Genomic DNA, 15,089 nt, shown 5'->3' with positions numbered 1-15,089 from the left:
GGCGTTTCAGGGACCGAATGTAGGGTGTCCGGCCGCCGGGTGCGAGCCATGCGGCCGGTCGGCCCGCCGGGCAGGGCCGGAGGGAGAGCCGGGCGGAGGTTCCGGGAGGGCCGCGAGCAGCACCGCCCGCTCCACTGGCTTCGTCACGTGGCCGTCCATCCCGGCGGCCATGCAGGCGGCCACCTCGTCCGTCAGGGCGCCCGCGGTCACCGCGAGGATCCGCAGCCGGGCGGCCTCGCCGGGCAGGGCGCGGATCCGGCGGGTCGCCTCCAGCCCGTCCATGCCGGGCATCAGCACGTCCATCAGCACCACCTCCGGCAGGCCGGCCTCGCCGGGATTGGCCACCGCCTGCAGCGCGGCGGCGCCGTCCGCCGCCTCGAGGACGCGGTGCCCGGCCCGCTCCAGCATGGCGCGCAGGACAAGGCGGTTGACCTCGATGTCGTCCACCACCAGCACGGTGATTCCCGGCGGGGTCCCGGCCGCGACCGGAGCGGCCTCCACGGGGGCAACGGCCTGCGGCGGTTCGGCATCGGGCAGGGGGAGCCAAGCCTCAAAGACGCTGCCGCGCCCGCCGGGTGGGGTGCCGAAGCGGATGGAGCCGTCCATCGCCTGGGCGAGCCGGGCGGAGATCGCGAGGCCGAGGCCGGTGCCGTCGCCCTTCGCCGCCTCCCGCGTCGCGCGGGTGTAATCCTCGAAGAGGCGGTCGCGGAAATCCTCGGGCACGCCGGGGCCGTCGTCGGTGATGGTGAGAATGAGGCCGCCCTGGGCGCGGCGCCGCACGGCCAGCGTGACCCTCCCGCCGGACGGCGTGAACTTCACGGCGTTGCCGAGCAGGTTGTGCAGGATCTGGCGGACCCGGAGCGGATCGCAGAGCACGGCCTCCGGCAGGTTGGGCGCGATCTCCTCCAGCAGCATCACGTTCTTCGCCCTGGCGGCGCCGCGGACAAGGCCGGTCACCTCCTCCAGCAGGGCGCGGAGAAGGGTAGGGACAGGCACCAGTTCCAGCCGCCCGGCCTCAATGCGGGAGAGGTCCAGCACATCGGTCAGCAGGGCGTTCAGGTGGCGCCCCGCTCGCTCCAGCATCGCCGCGCGGTCGTGCTGCTCCGCGCCCAGGCTGGGGTCCTGGGCCAGGGCCTGGGCGAGGCCGAGCACGCCGTTCAGTGGGGTGCGGAGCTCGTGGCTGAGATGCGCGAGGAAGCGGGTCTTGCCAGCGCTGGCCGCATCCGCCGCGTCCCGCGCCGCGCGCAGGGCGGCGTTCGCCTCGCGCTCCTCCTGTTCCCGCACGAGGGAGACGAGGACAAGGGCGGTGCTGGCCGCCAGCGCGGTGCCGAGGATGACGAGCACGTCCAGCCAGAGGCTGCTGGCGTAGCTGCTGATCGGCGCCTGGATGGGTTGGAACAGCAGAAAGGGAATGCGCAGCAGGTAGGCCGCGGCATTGGCCAGCAGCACCCAGATGAGCAGCCGCTGCGAGCGGAAGGACGCGGCCTCGCTCGAGAAGGAGAGCTCCCAGGCCGCGAGGATGTTGTAGACGGCCGCTACCAGCCCCATCGCGAGCACGCGGATGGCAATGCTGGCGTAGAAGTCCGGCACCTGGCAGGCCGCCAGCCAGAGCAGCGCCCCTGCCAGAACGGCCAGCGGCGGCACCCGCCGCCCCATGAAGCGCCGCGCCCCGGCCCAGATCAGCCCGTAGCTGACGGCCAGCAACGCATTGCCGAGATCGATTGAGATCCAGCCCGGTGCCACGGCGCGCAGCGCCAGGAGCGGCAGCCCAACCGCCCCCAGCGAATGCGCCGCCCCCCAGTAGGCGAGCGCCAGGTGCCGCCGGGTCTGGTTCCAGAGGAAGAGCAGGACGGCGCCGCAGGTGACCGCCAGCGCGAAGGTGAGAACGAAGGCAGTCGGCGCGTGCAGCAAGGGCGTGAGCGTCCGGTCATGGGCGGGCGACGTTGGCGGGCGAGACTAGACCGAGGCGTGGGCACAACCAATCACCTTGGTGGCGGGCCAGCCTCCAACCACCGGTAGTATCCCGCCTCCCTGGATGGGCTGGCCGAGATCGCCCCGCGGGCCGGCCGTCGATCCCCGCTTCCAGCTAGGCCGCGCGCCGTGCGCGGGACGGAGCGATCTCCGGCTGCTCGACCACGGCGGGCGGCCTCGGCGGGGCGGGGCGCGCGATCGCCCGCGGGGGGGCGGGGGGCTCGGGCGCCATCCTCGGCATGAAGAGGATGATCCCGGCGAGGATCGCGGCGGCCAGCGGACGGGCGGGGATGCGGCGCGCGGGCCGCGCGGCGGGTCGGCGGGTGCGGCGCCGGCGCGGGCGGGTCGGCGCTGCCTCCGGAAGCGGTGTGGCCGGCGTCTCAGGCCACTCAATCAGGCGCTCGATCCGCGGCAGGTCCGCCACGTTCAGCAGCAGCACGCCGACGCGCGCCGCAAGGGCGTGGGCCGCGGCCGTATAGGGCGCGTTGGAGACGACCGCCGCCGCGTCCGCTCCCGCATAGCCGCGCCCCGCCAGGGCCTCCTGCACGGCCTTGTTGCCCACGGGCCGTGCGTGGAGCTTGCACTGGATCACCAGCGCGCGCCCGTCCTTCCGCGCCAGCACGTCCACTCCCTGGTCGCCCGAGCCGCGCCCGACGGCGACCGACCAGCCGCGGGCGGCCAGGACATCGCCGCAGTGCTGCTCGAACTGGCGGGGGGTGAGGGTGGGAAGCGGCTCCGGGGCCGCCGGCTCCACCGGCACGGCGTGGACGAGCACCAGCAGGGCGGCGAGGCCGAGAAGGGCGATGGCGGCGAGAAGCAGCACCATCCCGGTCCCCTCCCTACCGCCTTCGTCACTCCGGCGGGCCGCCGGCGGCCTGCCCAGGCCTTGCGACTCGGCGGATCAGCGCCCGGACAGGGGTTTTACGTGCCGTTCCTCAGAGCGGACTTCAACAAGGGAGTCTAACCTTCACGCGAAAAACCTTCCGTGGGGACAACCACTTGGCGCCTCATTGCAACCGGCCCGGCGCGGGGACGCTCCTGCGAGGAGTTCATCAAGGAGGGACCGGTCGATGGCGCATGGCGAGAAAGACCACGATCCCGGTGATTCCGTGCCGCCCGGCGTGGCGCCGAAATACCCGCCACCGCTGACGGAGGAGGACCAGCGGGTGAAGAGGAAGCTGGAACAACTCGGCGGCGGCAGTCGCCCCGAACCGGGACAGCCGCAAGGACAGGCGGAGACGGACGGGCCGGAAAAGAGGGGGAGCTGAGGGGCGCTTGCGGTCTCCGGAGGGGGTTCTGCCCTCTCTCGGAGCCGCCGGGGCTCAGCTCTCGCGCGGCAGGGGATTGCGCCCGCGGAATTCCGGACTGGTCAGCAGGAATTCGCGCACCTGCCGCACCGAGTAGCGTTCGGCGTAGAGATCGAGGGCGGCCTCTTCCGCCTCGCGGTCGAGCAGCCAGCGGAAGAGGGCCGCCACGTCTTCGCGGCTGGCCAGGCGGTTGCGCTCGAGGCGCCTTCGGCCTTGCTGCTCCAGCAAGGCGGCGAATTCATTGCGGCGAAAGTTGCGCTGTCGCTTGCGGGCGTCCGCGATGATGCCGGCCACCTGGCTGCCGACGCCGGCGGCGACATGGTGCTCCGCGCCTTCAACCCATCGCATGCGGTCGAAGCCGAGGTCGTTGAAGCGCGCCTGGTGGAAGGAGGCGCCCTTGGCGCCGATGTAGCGGCCGAAGCACACGTCGGTCATCACCCGGGCGATGCCGAGGGCGTGGCAGCCGATCGTCTTGATCGCGTCCTGCGAGGTGTGCGGGCCCGCGACGTCGAGGCCCTCCATCCAGCGGTAGATCGCCATGTGGTCGCGCCAGGTGTAGTCGGCCCCCTCGAGGATGGCGTCGTAGGGTGCCATCCATTCGCGCAGGCGCCGCCAGGGCTCGCGCTTCAGGCCGAAGGCCCAATGGTGGTCCAGCATGACCAGCCAGGCCTCAGGGCCGGGGGGTAGGGCATTGTGGTCGCCATAGGCGGCGAAGTAGCCGATGCGCGGGTCGCGGTCCGCGACGGCGCGCAACTCCTCCATGATGCGGAGGTATTCGGGGCCGAGCTCAAGGTCGTCCTCGAAGAAATATGCGCAGTCGGCGCCGAGCGCCTCGAAGGCGAGGACCTCGCCGCGGCGGATATTGGCGGCGATGCCGAGGTTGACGCGGGAGGCCGCTACCTGGCCGCGCGGGAAATGGGCGCGGAAGGCGGCGATGGAGGCCTCGATCTCGGCGTCCTCGGCGTAGCGCAGGCCGGTGCGGGGGGAGACGGCGCCGTCCTGCAGGAGGAAGACGCGGCGGGGATCGAGGGCGACGCCGCGCTGGTGGAGAAGGGAGGCGCAGACGCGGTCAAGATAGGCGGGGCGGTTGAAGCCGACGAGGATCACGGGGACCTCGAGCACCCGGGGGGCGGGTTCGCCGTGGAAGGGCGAGGCTGCCAGCGCGTTGCTCAACCGGGTTCTCCTGGTCCCGCGCCCTCGCTAGGCCGCGACGCGCGCGAAGGCAACGGGTTGGATGCACGGCCCACGTGCCCTTTGCCCGCCGGCGAGCGGCAGGCTGCCGTGCCGGCCCTCAGCCCTCCTCGCGCCCGAGTTCGAGGGCGCGGGCATAGACCTGGCGACGGGGCAGGCCGGTGGCGGCGGCAACCATGGCGGCGGCGTCGCGCAGGGACTGGCCGGCGGCGAGGGCGGCGCGGAGCCGGTCATCCACCTCCTCGGCGCCGCCGGTGGTCTCGGGGGCCGGACCGACGACGACGACGATCTCGCCGCGCGCCGGATGGGCGGCGTAGTGGGCGGCGAGTTCGGGCAGGGAGGCGCGGCGCACCTCCTCGAAGCGCTTCGTCAGCTCGCGCGCGACGGCGGCGGGGCGGTCGCCGAAGCCCGTCGCGAGAGAGGCCAGGCATTCGGCGAGGCGGTGCGGGGCCTCAAAGAAGATGAGGGTGGCGGCGAGGCCGGCGGCTTCAGCGGCGCGAAGCCGCCCAATGGCCTCGGCGCGGGCACCCTCGCGCGGGGGCAGGAAGCCCATGAAGAGGAAGGGCTGGGGCGGCAGGCCGGAGAGGGTGAGGGCCATGACCGCCGCGTTGGGGCCGGGCACGGCGGAAACGGGGGCGCCGGCCTCCATGGCGGCGCGGGCGAGGCGGTAGCCGGGGTCGCTGACCAGCGGCGTGCCGGCATCGGAGACGAGGGCGATGCGGGCGCCGCCGAGAAGGCGCTCCAGCAGGCGCGGCACCTCGCGCCCCTCGTTGTGGTCGTGCAGGGGCTGGAGAGGCGCGGAGATGCCGTGGCGGGCGAGGAGGGGCGCGGTGACGCGCGTGTCCTCGCAGAGGATGAGTTCGGCGCCGCGCAGGGTCACGACTGCGCGGGAGGAAAGGTCTCCCAGGTTGCCGATGGGGGTCGCGACCAGCCATAACCCGGGAGCCAGCCCGGCGGACGCGCCGAGAACCGGGCCCCCGGCACCCAGTTCCTCACCAGAAGGGGGCTCGCTTGCATCCTGATCTGTTCCGGGGCCCTGCCCTGGCCCCCCGGTCTTCCAGTCCGGCAATCCGCGTCCCCCGCCCGTTCCCGCGCCCAATCCGGGGCCTGAGCGCCGTGGCGGCGCTGCTGGCCCTTGTGGGCCTGGCGGCCTGCGCGCCGCAAGTTCCGCGCGCCCAGTTCTATGGCGGGCCCGCCGCGCCGCTCTTCGCCGGTGGGCCGCAGGCGCCCACCCAGGCGCCGGTCGCGCGGGTCGCGGTGCTGCTGCCGATGAGCGGGCCGCAGGCGGCGCTGGGACCGGCCATGCTGAACGCGGCCACGATGGCGCTGTTCGAATCGGGCGCGCGCGGGGTGGAGCTGGTGCCGCGCGACACCACGGGTTCCTCCGGCGGCGCCTCGGAGGCAGTGCGCTCGGCGCTGGCGGAGGGCGCGCGGGTGGTGGTGGGGCCGCTGACCGGCTCCGAGACCACGGCTGCGGCCGGGCAGGCGAGGGCGGCGGGGGTGCCGGTGATCGCCTTCACCAACGACGTGGAGCAGGCGGGCAACGGCGTCTGGGCCGCGGGCCTGACGCCCTCGCAGCAGGTGCGGCGGCTGCTGGTCTCGGCGCAGGCGGCGGGGGTCCGGCGCATGGGGCTGGCGGGGCCGGACGGGCCCTTCACGCGGCAGCTCGCGAACGCGCTGCGCAATGCCTCGCGCGAGGCCGGGATGTCGCCGCCGGTGATCGTGACCTATCCGGGCGCGGCATCCCGCCCGCAGGCGGCGGGGCAGGTGGTGGCCCAGGCGGGGACGGAAGCGATCGGGCTGCTGATCCTCGGGGAGAGCGGGGCGCAGGCGCGCGAGATGGCCGCCGCGCTGGCCGCGGCCGGGGTCGGCGCGCCTGCCACGCGGCTCGGCGGGCCGGCGCTCTGGGCCGGGGACGCCTCCCTGGCTTCCGAGCCGGCGCTGGCGGGTGCCCTGGTGCCCGGGCCTGACCCCGGCGCGCGCGCGGCCTTCGAGGCGCGCTACGAGGCGGCCTTCGGCAGTCGGCCGCCGCGGCTGGCCGCCACGGCCTATGACGCGACCTCGGCCGCGCTGCGCTCCGTCCGACCCTTCGATCCGACCACCCCCGCCGCGCTGCCGGTCGGCGAGCCCCTGCAGGGGGCAGAGGGCGCCTTCCGGCTGCTGCCGAACGGGCAGGTGCAACGGGCGCTGGCCGTCTACGCGCTGACGCCCGGGGCGGAGCCGCAGATGGTGGAGCCGCCGCTGATGCCGGGGGCGGCGGGCTCGTAATCCTGGCGGCGGCCCGGTCCTGACCCCCCCGCGCCCGCCCCTGCCCGACGTGCTGCGCGCCGCCGGGCTGCTGGGCGGCGTGCCGGTGCTCGTGCTGCTGGTGCTCGGCCTTTCCGGCCGGGCGGACGGAGGGGCGGTGCTGCTGGGGCTGCTGGTGACAGCCATCGGGGCCTTCCTGCTCGGCTGGTCCTGGGTAAGGACGCTGGCGGGGCTGGAGGCGGACCTGCGGGCGGCGGCCGATGGGCGGGCACCGGGCCCCACCCCGCGCCCGCTTACCCGGGCCGCGGGGCGGGTGACGGAATTGGCCGCGCGCCTGGCCCGGAGCCTCGCGGAGCGGGAGGAGATGGTGGGACGCCTGCGCCGCGCCGATGCCGCGATCATCGAGGCGCTGCCGGACCCGCTGATCGTGCTCGCGGCCGACCGGCGGCCGCTGCGGGCGAATGCCGCTGCGCGCCGCTTCTTCGGCGGCGAGGGCCCTGCGGCCGCGACGGCCGATACCGCGGCCTTCCTGCGCCACCCGGGCATCGCCGGTGCCGTGGACCGGGCGCTGGCCGAGGGCGTGCCGCAGGTGGCGGAGGCGGTGCTGCCGGTGCCGGTGCCGCGTGACCTCTCGACGCAGGTGATCCCGCTCGACCCGCCGCTCTCGGACGGGGGGCGGCTGCTGGTGGTGCTGGCGGACCGCACCCAGGCGCGGGCGGCGGAGCGGATGCGGGCGGATTTCGTCGCCAATGCGAGCCACGAGTTGCGCACGCCGCTCGCCTCCATCATGGGCTTCGTGGAGACGCTGCGGGGCCCGGCGGAGGGCGATGCCGAGGCGGGCGCGCGGTTCCTCAAGATCATCGCCGAGCAGGCGGAGCGGATGCGGCGGCTGATCGAGGATCTGCTGGGCCTCTCGCGCATCGAGATGACGGAGCACCAGGCGCCGACCGGCAGCGCCCGGCTGGACGAGCTTGCGCGAGGGGAGGCGGAAGCGATGGCGCCGATCTTCGCCGCGCGGGGGGCGCGGCTGGCGCTGGAGCTGGAGCCCGCGACGGCCGAGCCCGCCGATCCCGGGCAGCTCTCGCAGGTGTTGCGGAACCTGATGGAGAACGCGGTGCGCTACGGGCGGGAGGGCGGGCAGGTGGTGCTCTCCGTCCGGGTCCTGGCCGCGCCGGAGGGGGCGTTGCCGCCGGGGGTGCTGCTGCGGGTGGCGGATGACGGGCCGGGGATCGCGCGCGAGCACATCCCGCGGCTGACGGAGCGCTTCTACCGCGTGGATGCGGGGCGCTCGCGAGGCGTGGGCGGCACGGGACTGGGGCTGGCCATCGTGAAGCACATCGTCTCCCACCACCGCGGGCAGCTGCTGATCGAGAGCGAGCCGGGGCGGGGGACGGCGATGCGGGTCTGGCTGCCCGGGCATTGAGGGTGGTGGGTCCGGGGGGCAGCACCGCCGGGGAAGTTCGAGGATTTCGCCGTTCGGCCCTGGTCCCGGCGGGGCCGAAAAAATAGAAGGGGCGCCGGGAGGAATTCTTCTCCCGCCCCGGTCCGACATCCTTCTTCGGGCGGGGCACCCTCAACGAAGCCCCCGGCGCTCCAACTGCCGGCCGGCCAGGAAACCCTTTCCATGCAGCGTGTCTTCTCGGGCATCCAGCCCTCCGGCGTCCCCACCCTCGGCAACTACCTGGGGGCCATCCGCAACTGGGTGCCGATGCAGGACACGCACGAGGCGATCTTCTGCGTGGTGGACCAGCACGCGATCACCCAGTGGCAGGACCCTCGCGAGCTGACGCGGCAGACGCGGGACATGGCGGCGGCGCTGCTGGCCTGCGGGCTCGACCCCGCGCGCTGCACGCTCTTCGTGCAGTCCCACGTGCACGCGCACACGCGCCTGGCCTGGATCTTCAACTGCGTGGCGCGGATCGGCTGGCTGAACCGGATGACGCAGTTCAAGGACAAGGCGGGCAAGGACCGCGACAACGCGGGCGCGGGCCTCTACGTCTATCCGAACCTGATGGCGGCCGACATCCACGCCTATCACGCGACGCGCGTGCCGGTGGGCGAGGACCAGAAGCAGCACCTGGAGCTGGCGAACGACATCGCCGAGAAGTTCAACCACGACTACGGCGTGGAGTTCTTCCCGCATATCGACGCGCATATCATGGGCGTGGCGGCCCGCGTGATGTCGCTGCGCGACGGCACGAAGAAGATGAGCAAGTCGGATCCCTCCGACCAGTCGCGCATCAACCTCTCCGACGACGCGGACACGATCTCGCTCAAGATCCGCCGCGCGAAGACCGACCCGGAGCCGCTGCCCTCGGAGATGCAAGGACTGGAGAACCGGCCGGAGGCGCGGAACCTGGTGGGCATCCTGGCCGCCATCACCGACACGACGCCGGAGGGGGTGCTGCGCCAGCACGGCGGGCAGGGCTTCGGCACTTTCAAGGGGATCCTGGCCGACGCGCTGACCGCGCATCTATCGCCCATCGCGGCGGAGACGCGGCGGCTGCTTGACGATCCGGGGGCGGTGGACGCGCTGCTGCGGCGTGGCGCGGAGCGCGCGCGGGCGATCGCGGAGCCGATCGTGGCGAAGGCGGAGGAGCTGGTCGGCTTCCTGCCGCCGCGCTGACGACCTGCCCATCATGCTGAGGGGGATCCTCACCGTCGGCGTCTGGACGCTGGGCAGCCGCGCGCTCGGCTTCCTGCGGGACATGCTGATCGCGGCCAGCCTCGGCGCGGGGCCGATCGCCGACGCCTTCTTCATCGCCCTGAAGCTGCCGAACCTGTTCCGGCGGCTCTTCGGGGAGGGCGCCTTCAACGCGGCCTTCGTGCCGGCCTTCGCGGGCACGCTGGCCGTTTCCGGCCCCGTGCAGGCGCGGGCGCTGGCCGAGCGCATGTCCACGCTGATGACGCTGTGGCTGACGCTGCTGGCGACCCTGGGCATCCTCTTCATGCCGCAGGTGATGACGGTGCTGGCGCCTGGCTTCACCGACGACCCGCTGCGCTTCGAGCTGGCGGTCGAGATGACGCGGATCACCTTTCCCTACCTCGTCTTCATCTGCCTCACCGCGCTCGTCTCGGGCGTGCTGAACGGGCTGGACCGCTTCGCGGCCGCGGCCGGCGCGCCGGTGCTGTTCAACCTGCTCTCCATGGGCGCGCTCTTCGCGCTCTCGCCCTTCGTCGCGACGCCCGGGCACGCGCTAGCCTGGGGGGTGACGGTCTCGGGGGCGGCGCAGCTGCTGCTCGTCTGGGTGGCGGTCGCGCGGGCGGGGATGCCGATGCGGATCGTCTCCCGCCCGCGCATGACGCCGGAGGTGCGGGCGGTGCTCAGGCGGATGGGGCCGGGGCTGATCGGCGCAGGTGTGACGCAGCTCAACCTGGCGGTGGACGTGATCATCTCCTCGCTGCTGCCGGCGGGGGCGGTGTCCTATCTCTACTACGCCGACCGGATCGGGCAGCTGCCGCTCGGCGTCATCGGGGCGGCGGTGGGGACGGCGATGCTGCCGCTGCTGTCCAAGCAGTTGCAGGGCGGCAAGCCGCTCTCCGCGCATCGCACGATGAACCGGGCGCTGGAGCTCTCACTGGCTCTCGCGCTGCCGGCGGCCGCGGCGCAGGCGCTGCTGGCCTGGCCGATCATCTCGGGCCTTTTCGTGCGCGGCGCCTTCGGGGAACTGGAGGGGGCGGCGACGGCGGCGGCGCTGACGGCCTACGCGCTGGGGCTGCCGGCCTTCATTCTGGTAAAGGCCTTCGTGCCCGGCTTCTTCGCGCGCGGGGACACGGCGACGCCGGTGAAGGTGGGGCTGGCGGTGGTGGCGTTGAACCTCGCGCTGAACCTCGTTCTCACACGCTATCTCGCGCATGTGGGGATCGCGCTGGCGACGGGGCTTTCGGCCTGGGTGAACGTGATCGTTCTCGCCTGGCTGCTGCGGCGGCGGCAGGCTTGGCGGCCGGACCGGCGGCTGCGACGGCGCGTGCCGCGGCTGCTGATCGCGACGCTCGCCATGGCGCTGGTGCTGCTGGCGCTGCGCGCGGTGGTGCCGGAGCCGGTTGGGTCGACCATGCGGCTGGCGGTGCTGGCGATGTATGTCGCGGTGGGGCTGGTGACGTATTTCGGGATCGCGCAGGCAATCGGTGCGTTGCACCTGGCGGAGATCAGGCGGCGGCGCGCCGCGCCGGCGTCTCCATGAAGGGTTTACTCCTGGGGCATTAGGATTGCGGACGTTCAGCCGGAAAGTCAGGGCATGAGCAAGGACGCTGCAAGGGGCGGCGGGAAGGAACGGATAGGGTCCGCTTGCGGCGCCGCTCAGCGCGCCCTTATGCTCGGGGCGGAGGCGCTCGGTCGGGAACGCCCGTATGGGGTGGATCGGTCCGGGAAGGGTCCTGCGCATGGGCGAAGTCCGGGCGATCAGCCGCAGTTCCGCCGTGGCGCCCCTGCGCGGATGCCGCTGACCATGCGATGCGCCCTGGCCGGGCCGCGCCCCCGAACCAACGCCCTCGCCACCTTACGCCGTGCCCCCTCGATCCCGTCGCGAAGGGGCGGGCGGGGCCCCGCGCACCTCATCCTCCGACTATCCGTGGCAACATGAAGGACCAATCAATGAGCCTCATCAGCAAGCGCGTCATGGTCACGGGCGGCGCGGGCTTCCTCGGGTCCCATCTCTGCGAGAGGCTGCTGCAGGACGGGCACGAGGTGCTCTGCGTGGACAACTTCTTCACGGGGCGGCGCGCCAACATCGCGCACCTCCTCGGCAACCCGCGCTTCGAGCTGATGCGGCATGACGTGACCTTCCCGCTCTATGTCGAGGTGGACGAGATCTATAACCTCGCCTGCCCGGCCTCCCCCGTGCACTACCAGCACGACCCCGTGCAGACGACGAAGACGAGCGTGATCGGCGCGATCAACGTGCTCGGCCTTGCCAAGCGGCTGCGCGTGCCGGTGATGCAGGCCTCCACGAGCGAGATCTACGGTGACCCGACGGTGCACCCGCAGCGCGAGGAGTACTGGGGCAACGTGAACACGCTCGGCCCCCGCGCCTGCTACGACGAGGGCAAGCGCTGCGCGGAAACACTCTTCTTCGACTATCACCGCCAGCACGGGCTGCAGATCAAGGTGGTGCGGATCTTCAACACTTACGGGCCGCGGATGCATCCTGACGACGGGCGGGTGGTGTCGAACTTCATCGTCCAGGCGCTGCGCGGCGAGGAGATCACCCTCTACGGCGACGGCGAGCAGACGCGGGCCTTCTGCTATGTCGACGACCTCATCGAGGGCTTCCGGCGCATCATGGGGACGCCGGCGGCGGTGACGGGGCCGATCAACCTCGGCAACCCGCACGAGATCACGGTGCGCGAGCTGGCCGAGCGCATTCTCCTGCTGACGGGATCGCGTTCCCGCCTCGTCTTCCGCCCGAGGCCGCAGGATGACCCGACGCAGCGCTGCCCGGACATCACCAAGGCGCGCGAGCTGCTGGGCTGGGCGCCGAACGTGAAGCTGGAGCTCGGGCTGGAGCGCACGATCGCCTATTTCGACCGGCTGCTCTCTGCCGGCGGCGAGGCACAGCCGCGCAGGAGTGCTGCGCTGCTCTGAGGGATCAGGCGTGCGAGGAGCGGGGGCGCTGGCCCTCGCATTTCGGGCCTGGGCCGCTGCGGCGCAGGAGCGGCGGGTGCTTCGGCCTCCTGGGATCGGGCGGTGTGCTGCCTCCTTGCGAGGGGCCTGATCTTGTGATCCAGCGGGTGGGCGCGCCAACTCATCCTGCTGGTCAGGCGCGGGCCGCGCGGGCGCGAGCCTGTGCGGGCGGCGACACCGGCTTCGCAGCCCCTGCGCCGCCACATCTGGCAAGAGCAAGGTTTGCTCGCGGCACGGTACAGCTGCCACGGCGCGCAACCTTGCCGAGCTCCTCAGGGTGGATGCCGTCCCGGCGCTCGTAGCGGATGGCAGGTGACCTTGGCGGCCAACTCTGCCAGCGAACGCTTCCGCTGTTGCTCTCCCACTGGGCGGCTGATCCAAACGGAAGACGCTGATCCGGCGCAGAGCGGGTAATACAGGATGCGCCGGAGAGGCGGCGTGTCTGCTTCACATCCGGTATCTGGCCCAGGAGAGCGCTATTATGCCCCCGTTGATCGCAACACTGACGCTGAACCCGACGATCGATATCGCGAGCGAAGCCAGGGCGGTGCAGCCCGTGCGCAAGGTGCGGACCTTCAACGAGCGGCAGGATCCGGGCGGCGGCGGAGTGAACGTATCGCGCGTCGTGCGTGAGCTTGGCGGCGAAACCCTGGCAGTGATCCTGGCCAGCGGCGTGACAGGACGCTTCCTGGAGGAGCTGTTGGACGAGGCAGGAGTCCCGCGGAAGAGCATCCCCATCGAGGGCCGCACACGGATCAGCCAGACGGTGCTCGATCTGGGGGCGGGTCAGGAATACCGCTTCGTGCCCGAGGGACCGCACATCCGCGAGGACGAGTGGAGCGCGGCCCTGGCGACGTTGGACACCGTGGGCGCGGGCTGGCTGGTGGCGAGCGGCAGCTTGCCGGCAGGGGTGCCAGACGACTTTTACGCGCGGGTGGCGGCCATCGCGGCGCGGCGGGGAATGCGCTTCGTGCTCGATACCTCCGGTGCCCCACTACGGATGGCACTGGAGGCGGGCGGAGTAGAGTTGGCAAAGCCGAGCCAGGGAGAGTTCGAGGCCCTCGTGGGGCACGAGCTAGGGGATCCGGCGCGGTTGGAGGAGGAAGCGCTGAAATGGGTGCGCTCGGGCAAGCTACGCTGCCTGGCCGTGACGCTGGGCCATCAGGGAGCGCTGCTGGCGACGGCCGAGGGGACGCTCCGGCTGCCCGCGCTGGACGTGATGGTACGCGGCGCGGTGGGAGCTGGTGACAGCTTCCTGGCAGCGATGACACTGGGCCTGGCACAGGGCCGCGCCGTTGATGATGCCTTTGCCTGGGGCGTGGCGGCAGGTGCGGCGGCGGTGTCCAGTGCCGGCACGGCGCATCCGCGGCGCGACGATGTGGTGACCTTGCGGCGGCGTATTCGGCAGGTCCCCATGAGCCTGTCGTTGGGAGAGGAAGGCTGAACATGCGGCTCGTCGGCGATATCGGTGGCACCAACGCTCGCTTCGCCCTTTGCGAGCGGGGAGGCCTGCCGCAGGATGAGCGGAAGCTGTCGGTGCGCGATTTTCCCGGCCTGGTCGAGGCGGCGCTGGCCTATCTCGCAGGACGGAGCGTGGATGAGGCGGTCTTCGCTGTGGCGACGCCCGTGCTGGGGGATGTTGTGGCTTTCACGAACAGTCCCTGGCGCTTCACCGTCCCGGAGGCGCGGGAACAGCTGGGGCTTCGGCATCTGGCCGTGATCAACGACTTCGTCGCACAGGCCTGGGCGGTTCACGGGTTGAAGAGAGGCGATTTTCGGTCGCTGAGGCCGGGTTTGGTGGGCAAGCCCGGACGGCCTCAGGTTGTGATCGGGCCGGGCACCGGCCTGGGGGTGGCCTTCCTGCTGGGAGAGGGGGAGACGGCGCGGGTCCTGCCCAGCGAGGCTGGACACAGCTCCTTCTCCCCGCAGGACGAGCGGCAGGCGGAGGTTCTTGCCAGGCTTCGGCGGGAGTTCGGGCACGTCTCGACTGAGCGGCTGCTCTCCGGGCCGGGGCTGCTTCGGCTGGCGAATGTCCTTGCCGAGATAGAGGGGCGCAAGGAGCGGTTCGGCTCCCCGCTCGAGGTCAGCGAGCGGGCGGCTGGGGATTGCGCGCCATGCCTGGAGGCAGTGAGGATGTTCTCTGCCATATTGGGCGCGACGGCGGGAAACCTGGCGCTGACATTGCTCGCCGACGGTGGCGTGCATATCACAGGGGGGCTTTGCCGCAATCTAGGGCCATTGTTGAACGTGGATGCAGTTGTTCGCGGCTTCACGGAAAAAGGGCGGTTCGCGCGTTACCTGGACACAGTGCCGGTGGACCAGGTGATGCGGCCCCATATCGGGCTGCTCGGCGCGGCTTTACACTTGGCCGACTAGAAGCGGCAGGCCGCCGCCTGCGGGACCTGGCTCGAGTTCGGGCATCAAGCGGCGCGGCAGGTGACGGGTATGAGGGCGCGCTGAAGGGCTGGGCGAGGTTTCGCGCGGTTCGGCCGTACCGTGACGTAAGCAAACCCTGGGGGATCATTCACGAAGCGTCCGCTCCCGCACGAGCCTGTTGGGACGCAGGGAGCTGCTTACGGTGCGCCGCCCCGGCGCCAGGGCTTGGAGCAATGCGCCGAACGCCGAAGGCTAGCCCTGCTCGCGGCACCTCGGCGTGACGCCGACTACGCTGACGATGGAGGGGAGCCCGGGGAGCGAGATTCCTGCCTTCTCTCCTGGTCATCAGCCACATAACGGTCAGGCGGAACCCT

Annotated in this window: 12 protein-coding genes; 8 read left to right on the top strand and 4 right to left on the bottom strand. The window is 72.3% G+C overall.

All coding sequences use genetic code 11. The annotated features are described in order from the left end of the window. Nucleotides 1–6: 6 nt before the first annotated feature. Together D9599_RS20140 and D9599_RS20135 are read right to left on the bottom strand one after the other, a co-directional pair. Nucleotides 7–1,911, bottom strand: a complete 1,905-nt coding sequence (locus tag D9599_RS20140) for an ATP-binding protein (protein WP_198383076.1) — start codon at nt 1,909–1,911, stop codon at nt 7–9. A gap of 175 nt (nt 1,912–2,086) precedes the next feature. Further along, the gene (locus D9599_RS20135) at nt 2,087–2,797 is read right to left on the bottom strand and encodes a restriction endonuclease (protein ID WP_198383075.1); all 711 of its coding nucleotides are present in this window, start codon (nt 2,795–2,797) and stop codon (nt 2,087–2,089) included. Between the two features lie 244 nt (nt 2,798–3,041). On the opposite strand from D9599_RS20135, the gene D9599_RS20130 reads away from it, so the two are divergent. Further along, nucleotides 3,042–3,239, top strand: coding sequence for a hypothetical protein (locus D9599_RS20130; protein WP_198383074.1), 198 nt, complete (start codon nt 3,042–3,044; stop codon nt 3,237–3,239). A 54-nt stretch (nt 3,240–3,293) separates the two neighbouring features. On the opposite strand, the gene D9599_RS20125 is transcribed toward D9599_RS20130, so the two are convergent. Together D9599_RS20125 and rsmI are read right to left on the bottom strand one after the other, a co-directional pair. Continuing rightward, complete coding sequence (locus D9599_RS20125) at nt 3,294–4,451, bottom strand: glycosyltransferase family 2 protein (protein WP_232480710.1); 1,158 nt, start codon at nt 4,449–4,451, stop codon at nt 3,294–3,296. Between the two features lie 118 nt (nt 4,452–4,569). After that, nucleotides 4,570–5,457 (bottom strand): 16S rRNA (cytidine(1402)-2'-O)-methyltransferase, encoded by an 888-nt coding sequence (rsmI, locus tag D9599_RS20120; protein WP_198383104.1) that lies wholly within the window; start codon nt 5,455–5,457, stop codon nt 4,570–4,572. 128 nt (nt 5,458–5,585) lie between these two features. Between rsmI and D9599_RS20115 the strand changes: the two genes are divergently transcribed. The 7 genes from D9599_RS20115 to glk all read left to right on the top strand — a co-directional run bounded on the left by D9599_RS20115 (nt 5,586) and on the right by glk (nt 14,715). Next, nucleotides 5,586–6,737 carry a penicillin-binding protein activator gene (locus D9599_RS20115; RefSeq protein ID WP_198383073.1) on the top strand — a complete coding sequence of 384 codons (1,152 nt, stop codon included), beginning with the start codon at nt 5,586–5,588 and terminating at the stop codon, nt 6,735–6,737. Between the two features lie 49 nt (nt 6,738–6,786). Continuing rightward, nucleotides 6,787–8,139 (top strand): ATP-binding protein, encoded by a 1,353-nt coding sequence (locus D9599_RS20110; protein ID WP_309228670.1) that lies wholly within the window; start codon nt 6,787–6,789, stop codon nt 8,137–8,139. A 201-nt stretch (nt 8,140–8,340) separates the two neighbouring features. Beyond that, the gene (gene trpS, locus D9599_RS20105) at nt 8,341–9,342 is read left to right on the top strand and encodes a tryptophan--tRNA ligase (protein ID WP_198383072.1); all 1,002 of its coding nucleotides are present in this window, start codon (nt 8,341–8,343) and stop codon (nt 9,340–9,342) included. Nucleotides 9,343–9,355: 13 nt separating this feature from the next. Then, on the top strand, nt 9,356–10,900 hold the full coding sequence (murJ, locus tag D9599_RS20100; RefSeq protein WP_198383071.1) for a murein biosynthesis integral membrane protein MurJ: 1,545 nt from the start codon (nt 9,356–9,358) through the stop codon (nt 10,898–10,900). A 410-nt stretch (nt 10,901–11,310) separates the two neighbouring features. Beyond that, a complete protein-coding gene (locus D9599_RS20095; RefSeq protein WP_198383070.1) occupies nt 11,311–12,300 on the top strand; it encodes a UDP-glucuronic acid decarboxylase family protein in 990 nt (329 codons plus the stop codon). A 520-nt stretch (nt 12,301–12,820) separates the two neighbouring features. Further along, nucleotides 12,821–13,783, top strand: coding sequence for a 1-phosphofructokinase family hexose kinase (locus D9599_RS20090; RefSeq protein WP_198383069.1), 963 nt, complete (start codon nt 12,821–12,823; stop codon nt 13,781–13,783). A 2-nt stretch (nt 13,784–13,785) separates the two neighbouring features. Continuing rightward, nucleotides 13,786–14,715 (top strand): glucokinase, encoded by a 930-nt coding sequence (gene glk / locus D9599_RS20085; protein ID WP_232480709.1) that lies wholly within the window; start codon nt 13,786–13,788, stop codon nt 14,713–14,715. The last annotated feature ends 374 nt before the right edge of the window (nt 14,716–15,089 follow it).

The sequence above is a fragment of the Roseomonas sp. KE2513 genome, assembly GCF_016107305.1.
In the GTDB taxonomy this organism is placed as follows: Bacteria; Pseudomonadota; Alphaproteobacteria; order Acetobacterales; family Acetobacteraceae; genus Roseomonas.
Note: the sequence above shows the minus strand (reverse complement) of the source record. Positions and strands in the feature narration are given on the sequence as shown.

Bases quoted from the DNA above. Each gene is read 5' to 3' on its own strand.
- trpS (WP_198383072.1), top strand. From the start codon at position 8,341: ATGCAGCGTGTCTTCTCGGGCATCCAGCCCTCCGGCGTCCCCACCCTC.
- murJ (WP_198383071.1), top strand. From the start codon at position 9,356: ATGCTGAGGGGGATCCTCACCGTCGGCGTCTGGACGCTGGGCAGCCGC.
- D9599_RS20130 (WP_198383074.1), top strand. From the start codon at position 3,042: ATGGCGCATGGCGAGAAAGACCACGATCCCGGTGATTCCGTGCCGCCC.
- D9599_RS20135 (WP_198383075.1), bottom strand. From the start codon at position 2,797: ATGGTGCTGCTTCTCGCCGCCATCGCCCTTCTCGGCCTCGCCGCCCTG.
- glk (WP_232480709.1), top strand. From the start codon at position 13,786: ATGCGGCTCGTCGGCGATATCGGTGGCACCAACGCTCGCTTCGCCCTT.
- D9599_RS20090 (WP_198383069.1), top strand. From the start codon at position 12,821: ATGCCCCCGTTGATCGCAACACTGACGCTGAACCCGACGATCGATATC.
- D9599_RS20095 (WP_198383070.1), top strand. From the start codon at position 11,311: ATGAGCCTCATCAGCAAGCGCGTCATGGTCACGGGCGGCGCGGGCTTC.